Source organism: Sporosarcina sp. BI001-red, assembly GCF_003384035.1.
In the GTDB taxonomy this organism is placed as follows: domain Bacteria; phylum Bacillota; class Bacilli; order Bacillales_A; family Planococcaceae; genus Sporosarcina.
In genome coordinates this window covers 324479-347166 of the sequence record NZ_QQAK01000009.1, presented here as the reverse complement: position 1 = coordinate 347166, position 22688 = coordinate 324479, and the positions used below count along the sequence as shown (strand labels likewise).

24 protein-coding genes and 1 riboswitch are annotated in these 22688 nt (G+C 41.6%); of the genes, 1 reads left to right on the top strand and 23 read right to left on the bottom strand.

Going from position 1 to position 22688, the window contains the following annotated elements:
- Positions 1 to 158: 158 nt before the first annotated feature.
- The 18 genes from DVB69_RS03530 to DVB69_RS03445 form a co-directional block, all read right to left on the bottom strand.
- Positions 159 to 431 carry an HU family DNA-binding protein gene (locus DVB69_RS03530; protein WP_116016615.1) on the bottom strand — a complete coding sequence of 91 codons (273 nt, stop codon included), beginning with the start codon at positions 429 to 431 and terminating at the stop codon, positions 159 to 161.
- A 154-nt stretch (positions 432 to 585) separates the two neighbouring features.
- On the bottom strand, positions 586 to 2064 hold the full coding sequence (gene spoIVA / locus DVB69_RS03525) for a stage IV sporulation protein A (protein ID WP_116016613.1): 1479 nt from the start codon (positions 2062 to 2064) through the stop codon (positions 586 to 588).
- An 81-nt stretch (positions 2065 to 2145) separates the two neighbouring features.
- Positions 2146 to 2865, bottom strand: coding sequence for a hypothetical protein (locus tag DVB69_RS03520; protein ID WP_116016611.1), 720 nt, complete (start codon positions 2863 to 2865; stop codon positions 2146 to 2148).
- Between the two features lie 3 nt (positions 2866 to 2868).
- The gene (locus DVB69_RS03515; protein WP_116016609.1) at positions 2869 to 3072 is read right to left on the bottom strand and encodes a DUF2768 domain-containing protein; all 204 of its coding nucleotides are present in this window, start codon (positions 3070 to 3072) and stop codon (positions 2869 to 2871) included.
- Between the two features lie 71 nt (positions 3073 to 3143).
- Positions 3144 to 4160: an NAD(P)H-dependent glycerol-3-phosphate dehydrogenase gene (locus DVB69_RS03510; protein ID WP_116016607.1), complete on the bottom strand. Its 1017-nt coding sequence runs from the start codon at positions 4158 to 4160 to the stop codon at positions 3144 to 3146.
- A 27-nt stretch (positions 4161 to 4187) separates the two neighbouring features.
- Entirely contained in the window at positions 4188 to 5498 is a 1311-nt protein-coding gene (gene der, locus DVB69_RS03505; protein WP_116016605.1) for a ribosome biogenesis GTPase Der, read from the bottom strand.
- Between the two features lie 112 nt (positions 5499 to 5610).
- Complete coding sequence (rpsA, locus tag DVB69_RS03500; protein WP_116016603.1) at positions 5611 to 6750, bottom strand: 30S ribosomal protein S1; 1140 nt, start codon at positions 6748 to 6750, stop codon at positions 5611 to 5613.
- A gap of 78 nt (positions 6751 to 6828) precedes the next feature.
- Positions 6829 to 7410 carry a lysophospholipid acyltransferase family protein gene (locus DVB69_RS03495; RefSeq protein WP_116016601.1) on the bottom strand — a complete coding sequence of 194 codons (582 nt, stop codon included), beginning with the start codon at positions 7408 to 7410 and terminating at the stop codon, positions 6829 to 6831.
- Entirely contained in the window at positions 7407 to 8084 is a 678-nt protein-coding gene (cmk, locus tag DVB69_RS03490) for a (d)CMP kinase (RefSeq protein WP_116016599.1), read from the bottom strand. The genes DVB69_RS03495 and cmk overlap by 4 nt, the downstream gene beginning before the upstream one ends.
- Before the next feature lie 78 nt (positions 8085 to 8162).
- Entirely contained in the window at positions 8163 to 8798 is a 636-nt protein-coding gene (locus DVB69_RS03485) for a flagellar brake protein (protein ID WP_158541016.1), read from the bottom strand.
- A gap of 69 nt (positions 8799 to 8867) precedes the next feature.
- Positions 8868 to 10154, bottom strand: a complete 1287-nt coding sequence (locus tag DVB69_RS03480; RefSeq protein WP_116016595.1) for a PepSY1/2 domain-containing protein — start codon at positions 10152 to 10154, stop codon at positions 8868 to 8870.
- Between the two features lie 63 nt (positions 10155 to 10217).
- A complete protein-coding gene (gene sleB / locus DVB69_RS03475) occupies positions 10218 to 11015 on the bottom strand; it encodes a spore cortex-lytic enzyme (RefSeq protein WP_370452911.1) in 798 nt (265 codons plus the stop codon).
- 110 nt (positions 11016 to 11125) lie between these two features.
- Positions 11126 to 11797 carry a glutamic-type intramembrane protease PrsW gene (gene prsW, locus DVB69_RS03470; RefSeq protein ID WP_116016593.1) on the bottom strand — a complete coding sequence of 224 codons (672 nt, stop codon included), beginning with the start codon at positions 11795 to 11797 and terminating at the stop codon, positions 11126 to 11128.
- A gap of 59 nt (positions 11798 to 11856) precedes the next feature.
- Entirely contained in the window at positions 11857 to 12831 is a 975-nt protein-coding gene (locus DVB69_RS03465; RefSeq protein ID WP_116016591.1) for a YpdA family putative bacillithiol disulfide reductase, read from the bottom strand.
- Position 12832: 1 nt separating this feature from the next.
- Positions 12833 to 13633, bottom strand: coding sequence for a metallophosphoesterase (locus DVB69_RS03460; RefSeq protein WP_158541015.1), 801 nt, complete (start codon positions 13631 to 13633; stop codon positions 12833 to 12835).
- A 61-nt stretch (positions 13634 to 13694) separates the two neighbouring features.
- On the bottom strand, positions 13695 to 14414 hold the full coding sequence (locus tag DVB69_RS03455; protein WP_116016587.1) for a LysM peptidoglycan-binding domain-containing protein: 720 nt from the start codon (positions 14412 to 14414) through the stop codon (positions 13695 to 13697).
- A 79-nt stretch (positions 14415 to 14493) separates the two neighbouring features.
- On the bottom strand, positions 14494 to 15930 hold the full coding sequence (locus DVB69_RS03450; protein WP_116016585.1) for a RecQ family ATP-dependent DNA helicase: 1437 nt from the start codon (positions 15928 to 15930) through the stop codon (positions 14494 to 14496).
- Entirely contained in the window at positions 15930 to 16976 is a 1047-nt protein-coding gene (locus tag DVB69_RS03445; RefSeq protein WP_116016583.1) for a YpbB family protein, read from the bottom strand. The genes DVB69_RS03450 and DVB69_RS03445 overlap by 1 nt, the downstream gene beginning before the upstream one ends.
- 107 nt (positions 16977 to 17083) lie before the next feature.
- Between DVB69_RS03445 and DVB69_RS03440 the strand changes: the two genes are divergently transcribed.
- Positions 17084 to 17341 carry a ferredoxin gene (locus DVB69_RS03440; RefSeq protein ID WP_116016581.1) on the top strand — a complete coding sequence of 86 codons (258 nt, stop codon included), beginning with the start codon at positions 17084 to 17086 and terminating at the stop codon, positions 17339 to 17341.
- A 43-nt stretch (positions 17342 to 17384) separates the two neighbouring features.
- Here DVB69_RS03440 and DVB69_RS03435 read toward each other — a convergent pair whose 3' ends face one another.
- The 5 genes from DVB69_RS03435 to DVB69_RS03415 all read right to left on the bottom strand — a co-directional run bounded on the left by DVB69_RS03435 (position 17385) and on the right by DVB69_RS03415 (position 22641).
- A complete protein-coding gene (locus DVB69_RS03435; RefSeq protein ID WP_116016579.1) occupies positions 17385 to 17966 on the bottom strand; it encodes an ECF transporter S component in 582 nt (193 codons plus the stop codon).
- Positions 17967 to 18162: 196 nt separating this feature from the next.
- Positions 18163 to 18295: riboswitch (FMN riboswitch) on the bottom strand.
- 72 nt (positions 18296 to 18367) lie between these two features.
- A complete protein-coding gene (locus DVB69_RS03430; RefSeq protein WP_116016577.1) occupies positions 18368 to 19573 on the bottom strand; it encodes a hypothetical protein in 1206 nt (401 codons plus the stop codon).
- The gene (locus DVB69_RS03425; RefSeq protein ID WP_116016575.1) at positions 19551 to 20102 is read right to left on the bottom strand and encodes a sigma-70 family RNA polymerase sigma factor; all 552 of its coding nucleotides are present in this window, start codon (positions 20100 to 20102) and stop codon (positions 19551 to 19553) included. The genes DVB69_RS03430 and DVB69_RS03425 overlap by 23 nt, the downstream gene beginning before the upstream one ends.
- Before the next feature lie 59 nt (positions 20103 to 20161).
- Entirely contained in the window at positions 20162 to 21925 is a 1764-nt protein-coding gene (locus tag DVB69_RS03420) for an ATP-binding protein (RefSeq protein WP_116016573.1), read from the bottom strand.
- Positions 21922 to 22641 carry a response regulator transcription factor gene (locus tag DVB69_RS03415; protein WP_116016571.1) on the bottom strand — a complete coding sequence of 240 codons (720 nt, stop codon included), beginning with the start codon at positions 22639 to 22641 and terminating at the stop codon, positions 21922 to 21924. Before DVB69_RS03415 ends, DVB69_RS03420 begins: the two co-directional genes overlap by 4 nt.
- Positions 22642 to 22688 lie beyond the last annotated feature (47 nt).

Genomic DNA, 22688 nt, shown 5'->3' with positions numbered 1-22688 from the left:
GATGGAACCTCCTCTGATGCACATCTAGTCTTTCAAAATAGTAGCATACTCCTGGCATACAGTACAGTTGAGGGCTCGGATATTTTTACACGTAAAACGGAAAGAAGCCCGCCAGCTTATCCGTTATGGACAACTGACGGGCTCCTATGTAATTGAACTCACTTAACAGCATCTTTCAATGCTTTACCTGCTTTGAATGCAGGAACTTTGCTAGCTGCGATTTCAATTTCTTCTCCAGATTGAGGGTTACGGCCTTTACGAGCAGCACGCTCGCGTACTTCGAAGTTACCGAAGCCAATCAATTGTACCTTCTCACCCTTTGAAAGAGCGTCTTGGATTGTTTCGAAAACAGTTTCAACAGCTTTTGTTGCATCTTTCTTAGAAAGACCTGATGCTTCTGCAACGGAGTTGATCAATTCAGTTTTGTTCATCTCGTTCACCTCCTCTCAAACGTTTATAAAACCTCTTTAACACTGTAAAAAGAGTAACATAACCATTTCTACCGTGCAACAATATTGTAACCCTTGTTCTGCTGAGTTACTCCAAAAACAGAAAAAAGACCCGCTATAGACGGATCTTTACGCATTAGACGATGAACGTTACCATGCCTTTATTTCCTTCATTCACCATTTTTTCAATGGTTTCACGCAGTCTTCGACGAGCGCTAGAAGGCACTGCAGATGTCTTAAATCGAATGCTCTCTTTCATTACTTCATGAAGTGGCGTTCCAAATAATTGTGTTTCCCAAAGCGCATCACGATCGTGTAAATAAGCATTTTTCAGTTCCTTCAATAAGTGATGGCTATGGAATTCAGAACCGATGAGTGGCGCAAATTCCGCTTCCATATCAATTCGAATGACATGTAACGCTGGAGCTGTCGCTTTCATACGGACCCCATAAAATGAGTCTTGCTTGATAAGTTCAGGCTGAGTCGGCTGGAAATCTGCAATAGTTGGAAGTGCCACACCATATCCATCCTGTTTGGCAGTCTCAATTGCCTCGGCGAACATATCATAGGATTTTTTCGCCTTGACCGCTTCTTGGATGAACAACAGCCAATCTTTTTTTGTTTTCATCTCAGTATCCATATACGACTCACAAACACCCAAATACGTTTGTTCGTCAATCTTTAAGTCTAGGATGGCTCTTCCTTTCCCTGCATCTACCTCGATGACATCGGCGGATCTAATATAATCCTCTTCATTCAACCGCTCTGCGAGTTGTTGGACTTTACGGATTTTGGACGCTTCCAGAAACCCTTCATTGATTATTTCATCAATATTCGCATTCAAATAATGCTCTGAGCCTAACACATCCATCCAGTCCGGCTTTTGAAGATCGATATGAGTAATTGGGAATTCATAAAGGGCTTCCTTTAATATTAATTGGATTTCCTGTGCATTCAATTGGTCGGCACTAATCGCAATGACAGGGACACCGTGTTCTTCTTGTAATCGTTGTTTCAGCTGAACCGTTTTCTCATGCGCGGGCATTTTCGAGTTCAGCACGATAACGAACGGCTTACCAATTTCCTTAAGTTTAGAGACGATTTCAGTTTCCGCAGCTTCCGCAGAAGCTCTTGGAATATTATTCACTGTTCCATCTGTCGTCAGCAAGATACCGATGGTTGAATGGTCCCGAATAACTTTGTCGGTCCCGATACGGGCTGCCTCTTCAAAGGGAATCGGTTCATTATGCCACGGGGTGTGGACATACTTAGGTCCATCTTCGTCCTCGTAGCCTTTCACACCATCGATGACATATCCTACACAGTCTGCCAGTCGAATTTGAAAAGAGAGTTCCCCATCTCCAATCGAAACTGCAGTTCCTTGCGCAGGGACAAATTTTGGTTCAGCAGTCATTATAACTGGGCCTGGAGAGCTTTGTGGAAGCTCATCCTGTGCGCGAGTCCTGTCTGCCTGATCACTCATATTGGGGATAACTACTTCTTCCATGACACGTTTAACAAAAGTGGATTTTCCGACACGAACAGGACCTACCACTCCGATATAAATATCGCCATCTGTTCGTCTCGCTAAGTTTTCATATAGTTCTTCTTTCATTTCCATCGTCCTCCTTTTCTACGCATAGTAGTTTATGAAAACAAAAAACGTTTCATGCATAAAAGCACGAAACGTTTTTGTTCAGTTAGACGATTTCATGAAAACTGGTTCATTGTTTTCGTTCACGGTGTAAGGTAACGAATAGGCAGGGAGTATCGGATAATTGTCTGAAAGCAAGGAACGAATGTCGTCTCCAGGCTTTACTGACGGCTTTTCCTTCTCCAAAATCCGGTTTAGGTCAATGGCATAATCAATATAGAATTTTCCATCCCCTCCGACAACGATGGGTAAATGAGCATCAGAATAAGGACTTTCTACAGTTAATGGTTTCTTAAGCCCTAATTTTTCATAGTCCACTTCATAGACATTTGCACCTTCTTGTACAGGATCCTTGAATGGAAGTACTCCATTGACCGTTTTGCGTAAGATGAGTTCCCGAATCCGTTCTGCTACACGCAGATCTACAAGTTTAACTGTTGGATTTTCTTCCACATCCATTAAAACATATTGATAAATTCCGCCTTGTTCATACGCATTTGATGGGATTTTCTCTGTTAATGATGGAACAATTTTAGTGAAGTCGATCGGATACTTAATATATTGATCAATAGACATATCCCTTGTTTTGATGGGCAATAAACCATCTGATTGTTCCTGATACGTATCGACAGCTTTTTGCACGGTCTCCAGCTGATCCTCATAAGGCTTCAGCTTACTCTCCATTTCACCTTGTGGGTACATGCATCCTGACAAAAGAACTGAAATTATCGTCACTATAGGAAGAAGTAGCACTCTTTTCATAGATTACGCGCCTCCTGTAGGTCCGTTAAAGACGAGATAGATCATTGCAAAGAATGAAAAAATCAGTAAACCATAGGCAATGATTGCAAATACTATCTTTAGGAGTTTGTTTGTTAGTTTGGTCCGGCTCACATGAATGAGTCCCATTGAGATCATCATGAATCCCATGGCGTAAAAAGATAGCCACATTTTATCCAACGAGGACAAAGTACGTCATTCCTTCCAATCGTAAATTTATGCGGTAAACAAAGGATCCTTTGAGGAAAAAACGTGCTGGATCAATTAGAGAAATCGTCAGTTTCCTTCTTTTTCCCACGATTCATTAACCAGTCTACTGCTTCCTTAGGTTCATGACCTTCAAATAAGACGGAATATAAGGCTTCTGTTAACGGCATTGAAACGTCGTACTGCTTTGCCAACTGATGAGCGGCCTTGGTTGTACGGACGCCTTCAATCACCATCCCCATACCTTCTGTCACTTCTTCCAACGAATGACCTTTTCCAAGCATATTTCCTGCTTTCCAGTTGCGTGAATGCACACTATTCGCTGTAACGATTAAGTCGCCCATTCCAGCTAAACCCGCAAACGTTACAGGGTTTGCACCCATTTTGACACCAAGACGTGTAATTTCTGCTAATCCCCGTGTAATTAATGCTGCTTTAGCATTGTCTCCGTAGTCTAAACCGTCAGTAATCCCCGCAGCTAATGCAATGACATTCTTCAATGCACCGCCTAGCTCAACGCCAAGAACGTCTTCGTTGGTATACACACGGAAGAAAGAGTTCATGAATAGGGTTTGAATCTCTTCTGCTGCACTTGTATCCTCTGAAGCCACTGTTACAGTCGTAGGATGACGAAGTACTACTTCTTCAGCATGGGACGGCCCAGAAAGCACTACAAGTCCTTTACGCGCTTCAGGACGGATTTCTTCTGCAAGCATTTCGGTAATTCGCTTGAGAGTGTCCGGTTCGATCCCTTTTGACACATGTACAATGAGTTTCGGTTGTCGGATCAAGTCATTCAATTGTGATCCTATTTCCCGCATACCTTTTGTAGGGACAGCAACTATGAGTATGTCCGCATGTTCAACAACTTGCTCAAGATTTGAACTAGCTTTCAGTGATTCAGGCAGTCGACAGTTTTTCAAGTAGGCTTGGTTAGTGTGCTGATCGTTGATCTCAGCAGTCTGCTCTTGTCTTCTCCCCCAAATCAGACAGTCATGTCCATTTTCAGCAAGAACAAATGCAAGGGCAGTTCCCCAACTTCCTGCACCAAGTACAGAGACTTTTTTCACGATTCCTCATCCTTTCCCACAGTTTGTTTAACTTCTAGCCCGAGTGATAATACGAATCGGAGTTCCTTCAAATCCGAAAGACTCACGCAAACGATTGCGCAGGAAACGTTCATAAGAAAAGTGCATTAATTCCGTGTCATTCACAAATACAACAAAAGCTGGTGGTCTTACAGCAACTTGTGTTGAATAATAAATGCGGAGACGTTTCCCTTTATCTGAAGGGGCTGGATTTCTGGCGATTGCATCCTCGATCACTTCGTTCAGGACACTTGACTGAATACGCATCGAATGATTTTCACTAATCGTGATGATCAAGTCGAACAATGAGCGAACACGCTGCTTTGTTTTTGCAGATACATACGCAATCGGTGCGTAATCCAAGAATAAGAAGTTTTTGCGAATATCTTCGTTAAAACGATTCATCGTCTTTTCATCTTTTTCAAGGGCATCCCACTTGTTTACAACGAATAGAATTCCCTTACCCGCTTCTTCTGCATAACCGGCAATCCGCTTATCTTGCTCGCGAATACCTTCTTCACCATTAATGACGATTAGCACTACATCAGAGCGATCGATTGCTTTGAGCGCACGGAGCACACTATACTTTTCTGTATTTTCGTACACTTTACCTTTTTTGCGCATTCCCGCTGTATCAATAATTTTAAATTTCTGTCCTTCAAATTCATACGAAGAGTCAATTGCATCTGTTGTTGTTCCCGCAACTTCACTTACGATAACGCGTTCTTCACCTAGTAACGCATTGACAAGCGATGATTTCCCAACATTCGGTCGCCCAATCAAAGAAAAACGAATAACATCCTCTTCAATTTCTTCCTCTGACGGATCCGGGAAGCTCTCTGCAACGGTATCCAAAAGATCTCCTAGACCTAAACCATGTGATCCCGAAATAGGATGAGGATCACCGAAACCGAGTGAATAGAAATCATAAATCATATCCTTCATCTCAGGGTTATCTACCTTATTAACAGCAAGAACTACTGGTTTTTTCGTTTTATACAAGATTTTTGCTACCTGTTCATCAGCATCGGTAACGCCTTCTCTACCGTTTGTCAGGAAGATGATCACATCTGCTTCCTCGATTGCAATTTCAGCTTGCAAACGAATTTGAACTAGAAATGGTTCATCTCCTATATCAATTCCACCTGTGTCAATCAAATTAAATTCATGAGACAGCCAATCTGCTGCACTGTAAATTCTATCACGCGTCACGCCAGAAACGTCTTCTACAATCGAAATACGTTCTCCGACAATTCTGTTAAAAATCGTGGACTTACCGACATTCGGACGTCCTACGATGGCTACTGTTGGTTTACTCATTAGTCATTCATCCTTCCAAGCTATCTTCTGCATATTATACACAAAAAAAAGAGATGGCGCTCTAAAAAGAGCCATCTCCTTCAATACAGTTGTTACAGGTTCACGAACCTTGTTAGTTAGAGAACTTTTTTAACTGATCTCCAATTACATCACTGATTGAGAAACCAGACGGTTCTTCAGGCATTTCATAGCCATCATACGCGTCCTCTTCTTTTTCAGTCAGATCTTTAATACTTAGAGAAAGACGTTTGTCATTTGGATTGACATCCAATACTTTCACTTCCACACTCTGTCCTTCAGATAATACGTCATTCGGAGTACCAATGTGGTCATGGGAAATTCTTGAAATGTGGACAAGGCCTTCGACTCCTGGGAACACTTCTACAAAAGCTCCGTAAGAAACAAGACGTTTTACAGTTCCTTGTAGCACTGCACCTTTAGGGGCTTTGTCTTCGATGCCTTCCCATGGTCCATCTAGCGTATCTTTGATAGATAAGCTAATTCGTTCAGAATCGCGATCCACAGCCAAAATCTTCACTTCTACTTTGTCGCCTTCTTTTAATACATCTGAAACTTTTTCAACGTGCCCATGAGCAATTTGCGAAATGTGTACTAAACCATCCACACCACCTAAATCGACAAATGCACCGAATGAAGCGATACGCTGGACTGTGCCTTCAAGAACTTGACCTTCGTGGAGATCTGCTAGAATCTCTTCTTTTTTAGAAGATTTCTCTTCTTGAATAACAGCACGATGAGAAAGGATTAAACGGTTTTTCTCTTTATCCATTTCTACAATCTTGAAGTCCATAGTGCGCCCTTTGTAATCTTCAAATGATTCAACGAAGTGGTCTTCGACTAGCGATGCTGGGATGAATCCACGCACTCCTAGGTCAACGACTAAACCGCCTTTTACGACGTCCTTCACTTCCGTTGTAATCGTGACAGCATTATTGAATTGTTCTTCCAATGTATCCCAAGCATCTTCAGCATCTACTTTTCGTTTCGATAATACGAAAGCATCATCCTCAACTTTAATGATAGAAAGCTCAAGTTCATCGCCTTCTTTTACTGCATCCGATGCTGTTTCAATGTGAAGGCTAGATAATTCACTGATTGGAATCACGCCGTCAAATGGTGCTCCAGAAATTTCTACAGTGACAGATTTATCTTCAATCTTTGTTACTTTACCTGTCACGCGATCTCCTTCGTTATATCCGTCCATTGCTTCTACATTCATCTCTTCAGTCATATGTAGTCCTCCTCCATAATGATCATAGTTCTATACTATTGGAATATACCCATAAAAACAAAAAATTGAACTTGCGTGTCAACGATTTTTTTCTAATAACTGTTGTATTGCACTCATAATCACTTCTGTAGCTTCTTCCGCAGAAGCTTTGCGTTCACGTAAGGGGGTCATATCAATTGGTTCCCCGTATATTACCCTTAGCTGTTTAAATGGGCGATAAGAGCCGATAATTGCACATGGCATGACGTATGCATCCCCTTTTAATGCAAAAAAACCTGCCCCAGTTAATCCTTTCCCTAATTCACCAGTTTTACTCCTCGTCCCTTCTGGGAACATTCCTACAACTTGTCCAGAGCGAAGTAATTCAAGTGCTTTACGAATTGCCTGACGGTCACTAAGACCACGTTTCACTGGAAATGCGTTCACATTAGGCAAAACAGATTTCAAAATAGGCAGTTGAAAAAGTTCTTCTTTTGCCATGAAATGCACGGGTCGTGGTGCTGTCAACCCGACGACCGGGGGATCTAAGTTGTCGATGTGATTCGTACATAATAGAACACCTTTATCTTTAGGGAAATTCTCTAAACCTAGTACCTTGATTCGATAAAACGGTTTTAACACTACTGTGCATAGTGCTTTTCCAAGAGGATATAGATTCATAGATGTCTCCTCTTTTCTGCATATTGAATGATTGTATCCGCGACTTGTTCAATACTCATCGATGTAGTATCGATAAAAATCGCATCACTCGCTTGTTTCAATGGGGATGCGATCCGTTCTGTATCTGCCTTGTCCCGACTCGCGATATCTTGGCATAGTTCTTCCATGGGACGATCAATGCCTCTTTTAGAATTCTCCGCAAACCGCCTTGTAGCCCGTTCTTCCACAGATGCAGTCATGAAAATCTTGAGTTCCGCATTCGGTAACACCGCTGTCCCGATATCTCTACCGTCCATGACCACGCCTTTAGTCGTTGCCAAACTTCGTTGCTTTTCTACCATCAGCTCTCTGACTTGAGGTTGGGCCGCCGTAGCAGACACGTTTGACGTCACTTCTTGTGAACGAATAGCTTCCGTAACATCTTCACCATCAACCCATACAATTTGTCCTTCTTCTGTGGGCGATAACTCAATGACGATTCGTTCCAACAAACGAGAGAGTGAGTCATCGTCATATACATCTATATGCTCTTTCAACGCCTTATATGTCAGAGCCCGGTACATGGCACCTGTATCGATGTATGTGTAACCCAACTTATTTGCAGTTATTTTTGCGATTGTACTTTTACCTGCCGCCGCAGGTCCATCTATTGCAATTTGTATTCCCTTTTCCATTTCTATTACCCCCGTACTCAATTCGAAAACATTGTACCATAGCGAAAAGGAAAAAGTCTTATTCATAAAGACCTTTTCCTATTCGTTCCTTTTTTTCAATTGGCGTTCAAAACAGAGTCGAATAACTTGCTGACGAGATTCGGGATCGATTTGATCGAACTGCAACGAAGCGACTCGACGGCCATCCTTTTCCCAAATCCGGATAATTCTCGCATTCACCCGGATATATTTAATCGAATTATTTGCGTATGGTAGGACAATTGTGAGCTTCACAATATCATCTTCTTCAAAATTCGATCTCGCTAAATTGACTGCCATCCCACCTGCACTAATATCCTCAGCAACAAGTTGATGGATGACGCCGTCTTTGTCCACTGCAACATCTAAGGGGGAATCTACACGGACAAATTCGCGACGCTGGATTTTAATCAATTCAGTGTCACCTGGGTAGCTAACTTGAAGCATCGGGATTCCCCGATTCAGTCTTCCCATTACTTCCGTCTTAAAGACGTACGCCATTTTTAACTCGTCAACGAAAGAGACAAGAAGTTGGGTACCATCGATGAAGAATGCAGTTTTTCCTGTTTCAAGATGAGTGGGATAATCGATCATTACACAGTCTTTCCCGATATCCACGACACGACTTCTAAATTTTTCCCCCTCTTCAGTATAATCTTTGTCTATTGTGATTGAAGTTCCTAGTACAAGCTTCATAAAATCGCCACCTGTCATGATTCATACTAACTAGTATGACATGATTTCCCGGATTATCCAATCACTATTTTAAGCTTGCTTCTCCGTCCGGATAACATCTTTTGTTTCAGTATCCACTAAGACGATGTACGTCCCAATTTCACCGTTTTCTTCTAAGGTTACCGTTAAAGAATAGGCGAGTCGCTGAATACCATGTTCATTTTCAACGTAAACAAGTTCTTGATTATTTACTTTTACGTTGTTATGAAAAAACGTTCCCCAATTAATTTTAATCATCGGCTGATCTTTGAGTTGCTCTTTACGAATATACTCTGCAGCGTTAAGTCCAAGTATACGACCATCTTCTTTAGCAGCCTTGATTTGGATTGTATCTGACAGCACTTTCGCTTTATGCATTGGTTCCACTCGCGTATATACAAAATGAAATGCTGTATCGTTTTCCCTTACTTCCTCATATACAACATCCGTGTATCCTGAATCCTTCAAAAATGTTTCTACCCTTTTACGGACACTTTCCAATTCCATAGTTCCTCCCCCTGCTGGTCGTTCTGTTAGGAAGGATAGGATGTGTCCTCCTTTTTGCGTAATATCGATATACCCGATAGAGTCCTGATCAGCAAATCGGATATGGTAAAAAGGATACGCCGCCCCTGGTTTACTATCTGTAGTGTCAATCACTTGGTTAGACACATCTGGAAACAACTTCTTGAACTTGGAAAGTGCTTCCTCTTTTGTTACTTTTGGATCTTTGATATGTTTTAGTTCTTTTTTCTTCAATGCATCAGATTCACTTGCTGTGAGGGGGAAATCACTTTCGGTATATTGTTGAATAGATGCACTTAACCCTTTCCAGTCAAAAGTAGCTTTCTCGCCATCCAATCGTTCTTGCCATTCTGTCATCGAAAGATTACCGCTTGCCATATCTGCAGTTGCAATCGACCATTGGTCAGAAAGGCTCTCAATGTTTTGAGATGCACGGTCCATGACTTTGTGAAACTCTGTAGCATCAGTCCGTTCATCTCCCTCTTTCGAAAACTTACCTAACCTTCCCAAATAGTTCATCCACATCGTTGAAAACTGTTGGTCGAGAGGAAGAGATGCGACGGATTGCTGAATATCTGAAGACAACCGCCATATATCCTCGCGCGCCTCAAGGTCTCCTTGACCTTCATCGAATAGCAACGTCTTCTTCACGGCTACATCGAGTTCTTGTAACTTTGAAGAAGCATCGGAAATATTTTTTGCATACTGAACGGATAATGCATTTTGCAAGTCCTTGTTTTGTGTAGCTGTCGTATAGGAGTACGCAGATAAAGAAACAATCGCGAATACAGCGAGAAACACTATTTTTTTCATAAGTACGTACTGCACCTGCTTTCTGTTGAAGTTATAGTTGCGGGAAAAGAAAAAAGTTATATGTTAGTTACAAAAAATATGCATTCCTATTTTCTTGATTTGCGGACGAGACCAAATCCATTTACTTGTTGCCGTTACAGGATTAAAGTAATAAATTGCATTCTCAGAAGGGTCCCAACCATTCATCGCGTCTATGACAGCTTCTTTTGCCCGATCATTGGGAGTTAGCCATATTTGACCATCAGAAACCGCAGTAAAAGCTCCAGGTTGAAAAATTACACCACCCACCGTATTTGGGAAATCAGGATTCTCAATACGATTTAAGATAACGGCCGCTACAGCAACTTGGCCTTCATAAGGTTCTCCTCTAGATTCACCATACACAGCATTTGCTATTAGCTTTACGTCGTCCTCACTATATTTAGGCGGGACTTGTGTATTCGTTTTTTTTACAGTTGTCCCACCTGTACCACCCTTGACTTGGGAAGATAAAGGTTTCCCGCCATAGTGGGTAAATTCCTTACCGCTGTTTATATTGTCCATGACAAATTTTTTGTCATAGGAGGAAACTGAAGTCAACTTTTTCTTCGTTTTAGAACCCGCTATCCCATCAATCGGCATTCCATACTTTTCCTGAAACTCGCGCAGTGCCCAATATGTTTGATAGCCAAAATTCCCGTCTATTTTGCCTTTGAAGAATCCGATATATTGCAGCCTAGCTTGTAGTTCAATGACATCATCTCCTTTTGTCCCTTTTGCTAACTCACGATCTGTAAAGGCGTGGGAGTCAGTCGAAAGTGACAATTGAATACCTACAAAAAAGAAAAAGCCAATCAACATCGTACGCAACGTTTTGTTCATGTCATTTCCTCCAGTCGTTCTTCTTGTACTAGTAGACTGTCCCAATTTACTGGATTTATGACGAGTTGTTTTTTTCGCACAAAAAAACCATCCAATGGAGACGGATGGATTTATCGCGATCTTTTTTGAAATTGTCTCATTGCAAAAACATGTGCATATTTCACCCTAGTGAGCCCGAACCACCATAAAAACAGCATGAATGGGATCATTAAATATACCCATAAATCATGGATTTCCAAGATTGCGTTGTAGGTAACATGCAATATAAATGGAAATAACAGGGCAATTAAAAGATGCAATTTCTTTCTATCCGCCACTGCAAATTTCGACCTTCCAAAATAGTATCCCATCACCACACCAAACAATGCATGGCTGGAAACCGGCAACAAAGCACGAATGAATGCCGTATCTAGGCCAAATGTAAACAAAAACAAAATATTTTCAACAGTAGCGAATCCTAATGATACACTGGCTCCGAAAAGAATTCCGTCATAAGCATCATCAAACTCAATATTTTTATAAACAAAGACTAATAAAATTAGCCACTTGAAAAATTCTTCCAAAGCACCTGTAAATACAGTATTCTGTAAAAATTCATTTGCGAAGACTCGTTCCTCGTCAAAAACATGTTGAATGAACAGAATCGGAAACGTCATAACTGCTCCGAAGACAAATGCTTGAAAAAGAGTGCGCGAAGGTTCTCTTGAAATTTCTTTTCTCAAGTAGAGATAGCTGAATAATGCCAATGACGGAGCGATTGCAACTGTAAACAAAATTATCAAGCTACGCACCCCCAATCAGGGTGATTATATCACAAATGCAGAAACAATTACCTATTCTGTTAATAATTCTCTTGCATTTTTTCGGATATCGAACATGCAATTGCTTCTCCATGGTGCCGACCATTCTCAATAAAGATTGAATTCGCGTTATTACCTGCTGCTATTACACCGGCAATATAAAGACCCTCCACGGATGTTTCCATCGTTTCTTCGTTGCACAACGGGCATCCGCTTTCTTGTTCCAACTGAATTCCTATACTTTCTAGGAAGGTGTAGTCAGGATGGTAACCAATCATAGCGAACACTGCATCTGCCTGAATTTCTTCAACACCTGAATCCGTATGGACCATTACTACATCGTTCGTAATTTCTTTCACAGCGGATTCGAAGATCATTCTTATTTTCCCGTTGTTGACCAAACTTTCAAATCCAGGTAAAATCCATGGCTTTACACTGGGGGAGTAGGAAGAACCGCGATAAACGACTGTAACGTTAGCACCCGCTCGTTCAAGTTCCAGTGCAGCATCTACTGCAGAGTTTTTTCCTCCGATGACTACTACATTCTTCCGGAAGTATGGGTGTGCTTCCTTAAAATAGTGGTGGACGTGAGGTAAGTCTGCACCTACAATTTCAAGGCGATTTGGTTGGTCATAATAGCCTGTCGCAACTACAACATAGGAAGCTTCGTACATCGCTTTATCCGTTGTGAGATGAAACACCTCCTCTGTTTTTTCAACAGACCGTACTGTTTCATCACTGTTTATCGCCAATTGTTCGAGTTCAGCAACTGTTCGATAGTAAACAAGCGCATCATTACGTTGAGGTTTATCTTTCGCGGTGATAAATGGAATATTACCGATTGATAATTTCATGCTGGAGCTAAAAAATGTCTGATGGGTTGGATAGCGATGGATGGAGTTCACAATACTCCCCTTTTCAATAAGCAACACATCAAGACCTAAACGTTTTAAATGGATAGCAGCAGATAATCCGCAAGGACCTGCACCTATAATAATGGCATCTGTTTTAAGCATCTTAAATGGTTCCACTCCTTTTTTTATACCGAACTGTGATTAAATGCGTTTCAGGGGGAGCACCGAAACGTAATGGGACTAACGTGGTTCCGAACCCATTGCTAATCAGTTGGGCACATTCATCATCATCATCCTTGAATTCCCCTTTCGGTTGCATTCCGAAAGGTCCGAAACGAATTTGTCCTCCGTGAGTATGCCCCCCTACGAGTAGAACAGGTTTAGAAATTTTCATAATTTTGTTGAACAACGAAGGATTATGGACTGCGACAAGTTGATACGTATAGTCTTCTTCAAAAGATACTGCTTTTTGTAAGTTGGTATTTCCACTAGATGGATCATCCGCACCACTAATAATCCAATCAGGGTGCATTGGGATACGTACACTGCCATTGTCAAGAATCGTTCCACCGACATCTGCGATAATTTCCCGAACGTTGGATTCCCCTATTTCCCTATCGTTATTCCCCCATATATAGTAAACCGGTCCCAAGGTAGCTAGTTTCTCAACATTGTTTTTCACTCGTTCTAACGGGACCCCTTTTTCAGCCACATCGCCACCTATAATAACGAGGTCGACTGAACCGAAATGCGATCGGACTTTGTTTAACAATTTTTCAGGAACCCTTCTCCTATGCACATCACTAATAAAAAACACAGTAAGCTCCGCATTAGCTGTTGAGGGAGATTTCGCTTTCATACGGTGAGTCTTCAAAGAAGTCCGATGTGCACTATAAAACATACCTCCAAACAACAAGCTTAAACACGCGAGTAGCACACGAATTCCAATCCAAAAAATTTTCACACTTCCACCTACCATATGAAAAAGGCAAAGTCAGCGTACTTTGCCTTTTAGAGATTTGTAATTAAGGAATGACCAGCGTCTGTCCAACGCTGATTGAATTTGATGATAAGCCATTTGCCGCTTTAATTTTTTCAACTCCGCTACCCGAACCATAATAATTGACCGAGATTCGATATAGCGTTTCATTCGGTTGTACGGTATGTGACTTTCCAGACGGCTTCACTTCGGGCTTTGGATCTGGTTTTGGGTCTGGTTTCACTTCGGGTTTTGGATCCGGTTTCACTTCGGGTTTTGGATCTGGTTTTGGATTCGGTTTCACTTCCGGTTTTGGATCTGGTTTCTGTGTGACTTCAGGCTTCTTCTCTGGCTTAGCCGGTTCTGGTTTTTTGTCTTTTTTACTGTCTTCATCCGATTTTGAGTCATCATCTTTTTTATTTTCATCAGCATTAACCGGCACTTCGCTCGAAGAATTTGGTGATTGACTTGAACCAAGTTCAAATGTCATGTCTGATGTGTCAAAATTGACGGTATTATCATCTTTAGGATTATACAAATCCGAAAGAACATACACAAATATTCCAATCGGAATTAATGTAAATAGCACAAGTATAATGTTTATGAGGGTGAGCCCTTTGCGTGATTCTTTCTTATCCCGCTTAGGAGTCGCATTCTTATTCTGACGTAATTTAACGCGAGAGGGAAGATCGTCATTGGTATTCTCCCCTAAGTCGATTTCTTTTCTATTTTCTTCGAACTCTGAGTTATAATCACTTTTTGTCATAGTGGCATTCTCCTATCCCCTATTACTATATCTTCATTATGACGAATTTTGTCGTAAAAGTAAACGGCAATCCAGTCTACTAACATAGCAATAGTCGAATTCTCTCTTCCCATTGTAAGAGTCTCCTTCGATTTCCTAACCTCTCGTTGCTCAAAAGCCAATCGTATTTAGCCGTGCCACAAACAGAACAGCAGAAATCATGCTTAGCTTGAGATGTTTCATCGAAATAGGAGAGTAGTTGCTCTCGCAAACAAGTTTTCGAATGGACATAGGCAATCATTTGCCTTAACTTCTCTTCTTTGTCGTACTTTAACTTTGTGAACGTTTTAAGTATATTTTCTAAAGATAGAGTTTCTAGATAATACTGAACAACCCTGGAGCCCGTTTCAGAAATACCCGCTAGTTCTGCTGAAGATTCTATCGACTGACCAGATGCGCGCATTGCCACAAAGTGCCTGACCTGTGGTTCGTCAGGCAAGTCGCGTTGGACTATGAAACGAACTTTCTGCTCATCATCTGTAACATATAACAAGACTGCAGCAGAACGTTCTCCATCTCTCCCCCCTCGACCCGCCTCTTGAACATACGCAGCTGCGGATGCCGGCATTTGGTCATGGATGACTTGGCGGATATCATCTTTGTGTACGCCCATTCCAAAAGCATTCGTTGCACAAATCCAAGAAATCTCCCCTGTCAGAAATTGTTGCTGAATAATACTCCGGTCCCCGGCTTCTTTCCCCGCGTGATACGAAGCTATCGTAATTCCTTCTTGCTGAAGTATTCGTGTCAGTTCTTCCGCACGTTTTCTCGAAGCAACATAGATAATTCCTGGCCCTTTTGTAGTTTTTAAACGTTCCTTCAGCCAAGTTGTTTTATCAGCTTCCGTTTCTAGTGGTTGAACTGTATACGTTAGATTAGGACGATCCAAGGACTGGCGGATTACATTCGGATTAGACATATGTAAGTAAGAGATGATATCTGCTTCTACTCGCGCATCCGCAGTGGCAGTCAACGCGAGAACTGGAGGTTTTCCAGCTAAGCGGATGAACTCTCCTAACCGCAAATAATCTGGGCGAAAGTCGAATCCCCACTGGGAAATACAATGGGCTTCATCCACCACAAGAATTGAAATGGGTAATCTTATTAAAAAATTCGTCATATCAGGACGACTAATCATTTCAGGAGAGATGAAAAGGAATTTTATCGTATGGATTTCATCAAATATGTATTTCCGTTGTTCTGTTGATAGAAAGGAGTTAACTGCGGCAACGCGTTTTTCACCACGCTTACGAATACTAGCCACTTGGTCTTCCATTAGCGAAACCAGTGGTGATATGACAAGGACCAGACCATCCAGCATTTCACCGGGTAGCTGATAGCATAACGACTTCCCCATCCCTGTCGGCAGTATAGCGATCGTGTCATCCCGTTTCAATATAGAGCGAATGACGTCCTCTTGACCTGGACGGAATTCATTGAATCCGAATCGTTCTTTGAGTTCCTGACGAAGATCCATTATACGAGTTCTCCTTTCGTTGTACTTAAAATAAGTCGTAACTGAAAATAAGATAAATGAGGAAACTTTTCTTTTAAAAAGCGTAGTCGTTTCACATCATTCCTTCTGACTTCATGTTGGACCGCTAGCTGATCATCACGTCCCACAAATCGTAAAATGGGGAAGTTACGATCATTCGTTGCAATTTCAGTAATATGATCCTCAATCGTGTTCACTTTCAGCTGCCGGACAATTGCAATCTCATCAATAGGCAACCCTTGATCAAACAATTTCTTTGTAATAGCTGTTGAGTCTGTGAGAGGTGTTTTGATACGAATATCCTTTACTAGCATATGTAATATCGGTAGCCTTTCTTCAGCATCAGTACTTTCTGATACAGTAATCAATCTATGAAGCGCTTCTAAATATTCAAGTTGCAAGCTAGCAACTGTCTCGCCAGTAGATTCCTCTAATTGCTCCCATGTCCATCCGGAAGCGGATACTCCGGTTAAGCGATGACACAATACAGCTGCCTGAAGGTCAGAAATACCGGTCATTTTTAAAGCTAGCAGTAACTCATCAGCGAAGAAACGAGCACTATTTGGTCGTGTATCTTGGAGACTACGTAAGACTTCTTTGACAAATTGCTGAATTTTACGATCATTAGTAATCGGATGAAAAGAGTTTTGAGAGTTTCGTAACTGAGATAGCGTTTGAACAAGTAATACCATTCGTAAAAAGAAGATCTCTTCACGGCCTCTATAATGCCACCCATCGAACTGAAATGGTGGTAATTCCTTTGCCTTTCTCTTTCCTTTTTCAGAGACTGTTACAATTCCTTCACTCTCACTTATCATCCCTGCATGGTGAAGGGAACTGACAGCTTCTGCAAAAGTGGAATCTCCTAGTTTAGGGAGTATCGAGAAATAAGGTTTAACAGAAAAATAATCGACGTCTTGGAGTGTTTGACCAGAACGTTTTCCACGTAGGACATGCAAACTCGCATTCAAAGACCTTTGTCCGTCCATTTTTTCCGCGATCTTTAATATTATTGAACTCAACTTCACGAAGAATCCCTACTTTCTAGTGGTTAAAGGTTGAAAACTGTAGAAAACCGTTTTAGAATGGATGAAGTACCTAGTTGCTAGTGCGAAGAAAAGAGGAGAGAACGAACATGTCTACTCGAAAGTTTACTATCGTAGATCAGGACACATGTATCGCTTGCGGAGCGTGCGGAGCTGCAGCGCCTGATATTTATGATTACGATGATGAAGGAATTGCGTTTGTTATTCTCGATGATAACACGGGGAATACTGAAGTTCCAGAAGAACTGCTGGAGGACCTTGAAGACGCATTTGATGGCTGTCCAACAGACTCCATTAAAATCGCAGATGATGCATTCGAAGGCGATCCACTTAAATATGAAGACTAAAAAACAGGCTGCCCACATTAGCGGGTAGCCTGTTTTTCTATTCTCACACCGATAACTTACGATGTTGTTGAGAAATCCAGTTCTGCATACTTTTAAATAGCAGTAGAGAAATTGCCATTAAAATAGCGCCCTTGATGAGGTTAAAAGGCAAAATGCCTAGGACGATCATTTTGTATAGTCCATCCCCTGTTACTGGTGGTGCATTTAAGAAATACGTGTACGCTGGCAAGAAGACTAAATAATTTAAGAGGCTCATGCCAACTGCCATAGAAACGGTGCCTGAGATAAGACCTACCGTCAAGCCACGTGAGTTACGGAACTTGTTGAAAATGAGGTATATCGGCATGATGAATAATATGCCTGTCACAAAGTTTGCGATTTCCCCAACCGGCACACCCGTCGGACTTCCTGATAAGAACCAATGAAGAACGTTCTTCAGTAACTCTACGAGAATCCCTGCGACCGGTCCTAGTGTCATCACCGCTAATACAGCAGGAATTTCACTGAAGTCGATTTTCAGAAATCCCGGTAACGCAGGTAGCGGGAAGTTAAACTGCATAAGGACTGTGGAAATGCTACCTAGGATGGCGACTAAAATCATCACCCGTAATTTCTTGCTGGTCATACAACTCTCTCCTTTTGCGATTCACTTCACAAAGAGGAAAGGATCTGCCTAATCTTTCGTCTGTCTTCACAAAAACGCCCTCTAGCAAATACAAGCTAAAGGGAGTGTGTAGACGTGTTTAAATAAGACACAAGCATTCAACTGAATACTCGCACTTAAATAAGCCGTTGTTTTACAGACAAAAAGACGGCTTCGCCTTCACCTTCTCCCATCCAGACTATACTGTCGGCTCCAGAATCTCACTGGAATCAGCTGTTAAGCTCGCGGGCTAAAAAGCTTTCGCTCCTATTTCCGCCGGTCGGGAATTACACCCTGCCCCGAAGATGAATCAATATTTTGTTACATCATTAGTATACAGAAAAAAAAACAGTCTGTAAACTTGTATGTTTACAGACTGTACATTACTTAATAACAAATGGCAGAGGATTTGCCCCAAGAGCACGTGGCAATGGTTCACTAAAGTTCAAGCTATTCCAATCCATTGGTTCGACATTAGTCAGTTTTAGCTTGACGTCAAAACTTGCTGCCGTTAACGCAAGCACATCAACCAATCGACTTGCTTCATTCATTTCCATTGACTCAAGTTGTACAACTTCGTCGAAGGCGACTTCTGCCACTCCATCCTTAACAGTCACCGTGAAACCCAACTCTTTCGGAATCGAAGGAGTAAATAGATCATTTGGTGCTATTTGCATGAGATGTAGTGCTTCTTCATATGACTTAGCTTGTTGCATGAAGTTCGGTGAAAGCAACTCTTGACCATTTTCTTGTATAAAGACGTAATATGGCGTATGCGCCTGTACTCCTTGGCTACGAATCGGCTCAAGCTGACCAACTTGGTCAAACTCCGCCGGGTTCCCTGATTCATCCAGTAGATGAATCTCACGATAAGATGGAAACGTCTGCATAAGGGACTGAAGGAACATTTCCTGTGTAGCAGATGACAGATCATACTCATGTGTATCATTAAGTAGAACGTTAAGCTGATCTCCCTTTTCATTAAATGTGGCATTTAGTGGGGATCTCGGCTCAAAGCCTAATGCTTGCTCATCTAACTCTCCAGCAAATGCCTCGTATAGTTCCAGTTCTGTCGACGTTCCCGTTAACCCTTTGGCCTCTAATTGCTCTTTGGTCAAAAGAAAGGAAACTGGAATACTGACAGCCTGAGCATCCTGTAACCCCAAATGCAATATCCGACCCCCATTCAGCTCGCTTGGATAAACTGCATATTGAGAAAGCGCGCTCATAAAGTTGGAGGATTCCGAAGTAGCGTTGTCTGAAAAATTCTCTATTTGTTTGTGGTCTCTTGCAGTTGCTGGCACCCCCTCTGAGTCCTCTTGGGTTGACGACTCATCTGCGGATTGTTTCCCAGCATCCATAGAGTTCATGAAAGAAGGAATCAGTATCGCAACTAGTAAGACTGCTGCTACTGCTGCTACTAAGGGAACTATGCGTCTTTTCTTACGCAACGGGGTTACCGGCGTTTTAGAAAGTCGGTCATCCTTCTTCAGACGCTCCAGTATTTCTTCTTCAGTTCGAGTATCTTTTATTTTCGGCATAGAGTGAAGGAGCTTTTCCAAATCGTCATCTTTTCGTTCGTGATCCACTCGGCTCCCCCCTCTCTAATTCTGCTAAATTCACTTTTGCTCTTAAGCTTTTCAGCGCACGATGTTGCGTTGTTTTCACTTTTCCTTCAGACCAACCAAGCACTTCTGCTGTATCTGCAATTGAAAGGTCATTAAAATAACGCATAATAATTACAAGGCGCTGATCCAATGTACATAAGTCAAGTATTTCAAGAATCGAACGCACATCTTCATTATCAACCGATTGTTGCTCAGGCGTCTTGTCAGTTGATTTCAAGTCTTCTTTTTCCCAATCGAAAAGTGTTGCGTCATATTTACTGCGTACTTTCGTTTTCCGAAAATAATCGATTGATACATTCTTAGCAATTGCAAATAACCAAGTTTTTTCGCTGCTCCGTCCCTCGAACGAGGAATAGGCACGAATCGCTTTCACGTATACTTCATGTGATAAATCTTCTGCAAGCTGACGATCTTTCGTCAAGTATGTCAAGAAGTTAAATACATCATGATGATACGTTTCATATAGATGATGAAATACGGAGTCGTCCATAATAATCCTCCTCGTTCATAAAAGTTGACGGTTAAATCTCAGTTAAGTTACATGGGAAGTTACTCAAGAGGTAACATGCATGTGAAAATCGTACCTTCTTTGTCACCTCTTTTGGCACTAATACTCCCTCCATGAGACTCCGCAATATTTTTAGCAATTGCAAGACCAAGACCTGTACCACTTTTCCCCCGTGTTCGAGCCTTGTCAGCTTTGTAAAAACGCTCAAAAACGAATGGTAAATCTTCTTCAGGTATACCACTTCCTGTATCAATAACAGAGATTGCAACCGATTTAGGATACTTTTCAACAGATAATTTCACGCCTCCGCCGTCAGGTGTATGACGAATTGCATTGTCGATTAAATTAGTAAATACTTGTTCAATACGGTCTTCATCTGCTTGTAAATGTAGTGTTTCAGAACCGTTCGACTCGACTTCAAGATCAACGTTTGCATCTTTTGCAACTTGCATGAATTTGTTACGCATCCGTTCTAAAAATGGAATAACTGCCATTTCTGATTTGTATAGACGCATATGTCCCGATTCCATACGTGCAAGGTCAAGCAAATCAGTCACCAATCGTCCCATCCGCTGAGACTCATCATGAATGATTTTCACCATTTCACTATTCTCTTCAGCCGTCTCTGGAACACCATCCAATATCGCCTCACTATATCCTTGAAGCATGGAAATCGGTGTTCTAAGTTCGTGTGATACATTTGCGATGAAGTCCGAGCGCAATTTGTCAAGTTGATGCTGTTCAGTCATATCCCGAAGGACCGCTACTGCACCACGGATACTATTTTTGCTGTACAACGGACTGATTTTAACAACAAAAAATCGTTTTCCTAGTTCTAACTCCGCATCGACTTCTTCTGCAAACATGACAGCATGCTCCAACATATGAATAATTTCTGGTGGCAGAAGTTCTTTTGAATCTTGGTTGATGAAAGACCATTTTTGCAAAACTTTCTCCGCTTGAGGATTACTGAGCAGGATGGTATTATCCCGATTAAACGTAATTACTGCATCCGTCATGGAAGTTAAAATACTCGATAGTTGTTCTTTATCCTGCTTAATGAGTTCCACGTTGTACTTCAACTGTCGACCCATTTGGTTAAATGCTGTGGAGAGCTGACCAATTTCATCATTTTGTTTTACCGGTATTCTAGCATCGAAATTTCCTTTAGATAACTCAAACGCAGCTTCTTTCATTTGACGTAAAGGCCTCGTTATACGAGTCGAAAGGAAGAAAGCAAAAAATGTCGTCAATATGAACGCGATAAATGCAGATAGCAATACAATATGGGTTGTCCATTTGGTCGTATCATGAATGGCTTCAAAACTTTGGTATAAAACAACGTAGCCTTCACTCTCATTTGGTAATGGAGTAGCTGATACAATATAGCGTTCTGAAACTCCTTTTTCAGTTAAGGAAGGTAGAATCATTTGTTTCGAGGAATTTTCATCATTTCGTTCGCTGAATAACTTATCACTTAAAATCTTCTCTTCAACCGATTGAACATTCGCCACTCCTTCATGGAATGAGTAAGCCACTTCCCCGTTGTCATCGACAACCATGGCATGAGTCCCGTTGTTCAATATATCGTTGACGACAAGCTTCATTGCAGATTCATTTTCGTGATCAATGATAATACTTCCAACAGTTTTCGACTCGCGTGTAAGAGTTTCTTCAGCTTGTCGCGTGTGGAAGTTATCGAAAAACTCTAATAAAAGTGCCGTAACAATAAACAGGACAAATGAAACGAGAAGCAATATGGTTGCCCATAGCTTCCCGACGATTGAATTCCATATTCTATTCATTCATTCGGCACCTCAAACTTATAGCCGACCCCCCATACGGTTACAATCATTTTAGCAGCACGTTCAGAGACTCTGTTCAGTTTTTCCCTTAAGCGTTTTACATGGGTATCAACCGTTCTTAGGTCTCCAAAAAATTCGTAATGCCAGACTTCCTTTAACAGTTGCTCACGGTCAAATACCTTGTCTGGTGCTTTGGCAAGGAAATACAAAAGTTCGTATTCTTTTGGTGTCAAGCTGACCTCTTTACCTTCAGCAGTGACCCGATGCGCGTCGTGATCGATTGTAAGCTGCGGGAAAACAACTAGGTCCTTTGACGTTGCTGTGTTTGGAGCCCCGTTAAAAGAGCCAGTACGTCGCAATAGCGCTTTCACACGCAATACTACTTCACGAGGACTGAATGGTTTGACTATATAGTCATCAGCTCCAGATTCGAACCCTGTGACTCTGTCGGATTCTTCACCTTTTGCAGTCAATAGAATTATCGGTGTTTGGTTTTCAGCTATTCTTAGTTCTTCCAAAACTTCCATTCCGTCTTTTTCAGGCATCATGACATCAAGTAAGATGCAGTCATAATGGTTTTCTTCAATTTTCACAAGCGCTTCTGCGCCGTCACACGCTTCATCCATTTCATAACCCTCACGAGAGAGATACATGGTAAGAAGTCGTCTAATTCGGTCTTCGTCGTCCACGACGAGCAATTTTACGTTTTCATCCATTGACGATTGCTCCTTTCAAAACTACTTCTTTCATTGTACTTGTACAA